This window comes from Pseudomonas sp. SIMBA_068 (assembly GCF_046534705.1).
Taxonomy (GTDB): domain Bacteria; phylum Pseudomonadota; class Gammaproteobacteria; order Pseudomonadales; family Pseudomonadaceae; genus Aquipseudomonas; species Aquipseudomonas putida.
This window is the reverse complement of sequence record NZ_JAWRYI010000293.1, coordinates 1-296: the sequence shown is the minus strand read 5'-3', so window position 1 is coordinate 296 and position 296 is coordinate 1. Positions and strand designations below refer to the sequence as shown.

Genomic DNA, 296 nt, shown 5'->3' with positions numbered 1-296 from the left:
GGCCTTTATTCGTACCTCGTCGCCACGCCGGTCGCGATGGTCTTCCTCGCGCTCGCGCTCGACTATGCCGAGCGGCAAACCTTTCGCCGCGGCGTCGTGCTCGCGCTCGTGAATCTTGCGCTGTTTTTCTCGCACGGGCTCATCTTCGTGTTCGCGAACGCGACCGGCGGATTATTCCTGCTCGTGCGCCGGCCCCGCACGTTTTCGCGCGCATTGCTCGCCGCGTGGCCGTATGCGGTGCTCGTGCTTGTCACGGTGCTGTACGCGCTGTTGCATCGTGACGTCGATCTGGCGCG

The 296-nt window shown here is 64.9% G+C and carries 1 protein-coding gene; it reads left to right on the top strand.

Translation table 11 applies throughout. The features are described from left to right. A partial coding sequence (locus tag SB756_RS29230; protein ID WP_410913033.1) for a hypothetical protein occupies positions 1-296 on the top strand: 296 nt, incomplete at both ends.